Origin of the sequence: Inquilinus sp. (assembly GCF_039594555.1) — a bacterium.
Lineage (GTDB): Bacteria > Pseudomonadota > Alphaproteobacteria > DSM-16000 > Inquilinaceae > Inquilinus.
Genome location: NZ_JBCNNF010000602.1, coordinates 1 through 3143 on the forward strand (window position 1 = coordinate 1; position 3143 = coordinate 3143).

The following is a 3143-nucleotide window of genomic DNA, read 5'->3' on the forward strand; positions in this document are numbered from 1 at the left end:
CAACCTGAGCGAATTCGCCCGCACCGCCGCGGTCGATTTGTCCTATGGCCGCAAGCGGGCGCTGGAGATCGCCACCACCCTGGCGCTGGACCCGCCGATGCTGCTGCTGGACGAGCCGATGGCCGGGATGGGGCATGAGGAGATCGGCCGCATCGCCGAGCTGATCCGCAAGGTCGGCGCCGACCGCACGGTGCTGATGGTCGAGCACAACCTGTCGGTGGTCGCCGACCTCTGCCACCGGGTCACGGTGCTGCAGCGCGGGGAGATCCTGGCCGAGGGCAGCTATGCCGAGGTCTCCGCCGACCCGCGGGTGCGCGAGGCCTATATGGGGTCCGAGCATGAGTGAGCCCCTCCTGCATGTCCGCGGGCTGCAGGGCTTCTACGGCGAGAGCCACGTGCTGCACGGCGTCGACCTCGACGTGTTCCCGGGCGAGACCGTGACCCTGCTGGGCCGCAACGGCGCCGGCAAGACCACGACGCTGCGCGCCATCATGGGCATCCTGCGCCGGCGCCAGGGCGTGATCCGCATGGGCGGGACCGACCTGCTGGCGACGCCGCCGCACCGCATCGCCCGCGCCGGCATCGGCTATGTGCCGGAGGAGCGCGGCATCTTCGCCTCGCTGTCGGTGGCGGAGAACCTCACCTTGCCCCCCAAGGTGGCCGAGGGCGGGATGAGCCTGGCCGAGATCCACCGCCTGTTCCCGAACCTGCTGGAGCGGGCGGGCAGCCAGGGCACCAAGCTGTCGGGCGGCGAGCAGCAGATGCTGGCGATCGCCCGGGTGCTGCGCACCGGCGTGAAGCTGCTGCTGCTGGACGAGCCGACCGAGGGGCTGGCGCCGGTGATCGTGCAGCGCATCGGCGAGCTGCTGCGCACCTTGAAGGCGCAGGGCATGACCATCCTGCTGGTCGAGCAGAACTTCCGCTTCGCCAGCACCCTGGCCGACCGGCACTACGTCATGGAGGACGGCCGCGTGGTCGCCGAGTTCCGGCGCGATGAGATGGCCGGCAAGATGGAGCTGCTGCATGAGACGCTGGGAGTCTGAGTTGGGGGGGTCTGAGATGGAGCGCGCGCCATGATCCCGCTGCTCGGCATCCCGACCCAGGTGCTGTTCGGCCAGCTGCTGCTGGGGCTGATCAACGGCTCGTTCTACGCCCTGCTGAGCCTGGGCCTGGCCGTGATCTTCGGCCTGCTCAACGTCATCAACTTCGCCCATGGCGCGCAGTACATGCTGGGCGCCTTCGCCTCCTGGATGCTGCTGACCTTCCTCGGCATCGGCTACTGGCCGGCGCTGGTGCTGGCGCCGATCGCCGTCGCCATCACCGGCGTGATCCTGGAGAAGCTGTTCCTGTCGCGGCTGTACCGGCTCGACCCGCTCTACGGCCTGCTGCTGACCTTCGGCGTCACCCTGATCCTGGAGGGGCTGTTCCGCAGCTGGTACGGCACCTCGGGCCAGCCCTACAGCCCGCCGGCGATGCTGACCGGCGCGGTCAATCTCGGCTTCATGGTGCTGCCGATCTATCGCGGCTGGGTGGTGCTGGCCTCGATCGTGATCTGCTTCGCCACCTGGTTCGTGATCGAGAAGACGCCGCTCGGCGCCACTTTGCGCGCCGCCACCGAGAACCCGACGCTGGTCCAGGCCTTCGGCATCAATGTGCCGCGGATGATCACCCTGACCTATGCCTTCGGCGTCGGCCTGGCCGGCCTGGCCGGGGTGCTGGCGGCGCCGGTCTACCAGGTCAGCCCGCTGATGGGGTCGAACCTGATCATCGTCGTCTTCGCCGTGGTGGTGATCGGCGGCATGGGGTCGATCCTCGGTGCCATCGTCACCGGCTTCGCGCTCGGCATCTTCGAGGGGCTGACCAAGGTGTTCTACCCGCCGGCCTCGAACATCGTGGTCTTCGTCATCATGGCGCTGGTGCTGCTGGTCCGCCCCGCCGGCCTGTTCGGGCGGGAGCGCTGAGATGGCGGCGATCGGACAAGAGGCCGAGGGCGGCCTGAACGGCACGAAGCTCGCGGTGGCCCTGGCGGTGGCGGTGATCGCCCTCGGCGCGCCCTACCTGCTGTATCCCGTCTTCCTGATGAAACTGCTGTGCTTCGCCCTGTTCGCCTGCGCCTTCAACCTGCTGATCGGCTATGTCGGCCTGCTGTCCTTCGGCCATGCCGCCTTCTTCGGCGGCGCCGCCTATGTGACGGCCCATGTGGCGAAGGTCTGGGGCTGGCCGCCGGAGCTGGCGATCCTGGCCGGCACCGCCGCCGCCGCGGCCATGGGGCTGGTGATGGGCTTCCTGGCGATCCGCCGCCAGGGCATCTACTTCGCCATGATCACCCTGGCGCTGTCGCAGATGGTGTTCTTCGTCGCGCTGCAGGCCCCCTTCACCGGCGGCGAGGACGGCATCCAGTCGGTGCCGCAGGACCGCATGTTCGGCCTGCTCGACCTGTCGGATTCGCTGACCTTCTACCATGTCGTGCTGGCGATCTTCGGCCTCGGCTTCTTCATCATCTGGCGCATCGTGCACTCGCCCTTCGGCCAGATCCTGAAGGCGATCCGCGAGAACGAGCCGCGCGCCGTCTCGCTGGGCTACCGGGTCGACGCCTACAAGCTGACCGCCTTCGTCATGTCGGCGGCGCTGGCGGGCCTGGCCGGCGGCACCAAGGCGCTGGTGTTCCAGCTGGCGTCGCTGACCGACATCCAGTGGCAGATGTCGGGCGAGGTGATCCTGATGACGCTGCTCGGCGGCATCGGCACGCTGGTCGGGCCGGTGGTCGGCGCCGGGCTGGTGGTGACGCTGCAGAACTACCTGGCCGAATCCGCCCTGCCGGTGACGGTGGTGACCGGCGCCATCTTCGTCATCGTGGTGCTGCTGTTCCGCCGCGGCATCGTCGGCGAGGTCGCCCACTGGCTGCGGCGCAAGGGATAGCCCCGCCCCTCACCAGCGCAGCACGTTGCCGACCCAGCTGAGGCTGGCATCGTAGGTGCCGTAGTGGCGCTGGCCTTCGAGGGCATAGCGCAGCGCGTCGATGGCGTGGTTCTCGCGATCCTCCAGGATCGGCAGGATGTCGCCGCTGCGCGGGTCGGTGCGCCAGGCGTAGAGCGCCAGCTCGTCGATCAGGTGGCGGCAGCGCGGATGCACCAGGATGTCGC

5 protein-coding genes are annotated in these 3143 nt (G+C 69.0%); 4 read left to right on the plus strand and 1 reads right to left on the minus strand.

Annotated features, from left to right (window positions below; all coding sequences use genetic code 11):
• The 4 genes from ABDW35_RS34785 to ABDW35_RS34800 form a co-directional block, all read left to right on the plus strand.
• Nucleotides 1-346, plus strand: a 346-nt coding sequence (locus tag ABDW35_RS34785) for an ATP-binding cassette domain-containing protein (RefSeq protein WP_343718417.1), incomplete at its 5' end; no start/stop codon positions are given.
• A complete protein-coding gene (locus ABDW35_RS34790) occupies nucleotides 339-1043 on the plus strand; it encodes an ABC transporter ATP-binding protein (protein WP_343718418.1) in 705 nt (234 codons plus the stop codon). The genes ABDW35_RS34785 and ABDW35_RS34790, both read left to right, overlap by 8 nt.
• Nucleotides 1044-1073: 30 nt before the next feature.
• The gene (locus ABDW35_RS34795; protein ID WP_343718419.1) at nucleotides 1074-1961 is read left to right on the plus strand and encodes a branched-chain amino acid ABC transporter permease; all 888 of its coding nucleotides are present in this window, start codon (nucleotides 1074-1076) and stop codon (nucleotides 1959-1961) included.
• A gap of 1 nt (nucleotide 1962) precedes the next feature.
• Nucleotides 1963-2919, plus strand: coding sequence for a branched-chain amino acid ABC transporter permease (locus ABDW35_RS34800; RefSeq protein ID WP_343718420.1), 957 nt, complete (start codon nucleotides 1963-1965; stop codon nucleotides 2917-2919).
• 9 nt (nucleotides 2920-2928) lie between these two features.
• On the opposite strand, the gene ABDW35_RS34805 is transcribed toward ABDW35_RS34800, so the two are convergent.
• The coding region (locus ABDW35_RS34805) for a terminase large subunit (RefSeq protein ID WP_343718421.1) at nucleotides 2929-3143 on the minus strand (215 nt) is incomplete at its 5' end.

Excerpts from the sequence above, each read along its gene's own strand:
- ABDW35_RS34790 (WP_343718418.1), top strand. The coding sequence starts at position 339 with ATGAGTGAGCCCCTCCTGCATGTCCGCGGGCTGCAGGGCTTCTACGGC.
- ABDW35_RS34795 (WP_343718419.1), top strand. The coding sequence starts at position 1,074 with ATGATCCCGCTGCTCGGCATCCCGACCCAGGTGCTGTTCGGCCAGCTG.
- ABDW35_RS34800 (WP_343718420.1), top strand. The coding sequence starts at position 1,963 with ATGGCGGCGATCGGACAAGAGGCCGAGGGCGGCCTGAACGGCACGAAG.